Below are 331 nucleotides of genomic sequence, written 5' to 3' on the forward strand. Positions count from 1 at the left end.
GGGGGCTTGCCCCCGATGGCGGTAGCACATTCAACAGCTCTGTTGACTGAACGACTGCTATCGGGAGCAAGCCCCCTCCCACATTGACGGTGTACACCTCCCGGCATTTTGAGTTTCCAAGGATCCGACCATGTCCCAAGACCGTCGCTACAGCTTCGAGTTCTTCCCGACCAAGACCGATGCTGGGCATGAAAAACTGATGGCCACTGCTGAGCAACTGGCCCGCTACAACCCCGACTTCTTCTCCTGCACCTACGGTGCCGGCGGCTCCACCCGCGACCGCACGATCAACACCGTGCTGCAACTGGAAAGCCAAGTCAAAGTTCCCGCC

General features: G+C 59.2%; 1 protein-coding gene. It reads left to right on the top strand.

Translation table 11 applies throughout. The features are described 5' to 3' along the window. Positions 1-130 precede the first annotated feature (130 nt). On the top strand, positions 131-331 hold a 201-nt coding region (locus tag SB756_RS28790), incomplete at its 3' end, for a methylenetetrahydrofolate reductase (RefSeq protein WP_410912927.1).

This window comes from Pseudomonas sp. SIMBA_068 (assembly GCF_046534705.1).
GTDB classification, from domain to species: Bacteria; Pseudomonadota; Gammaproteobacteria; order Pseudomonadales; family Pseudomonadaceae; genus Aquipseudomonas; species Aquipseudomonas putida.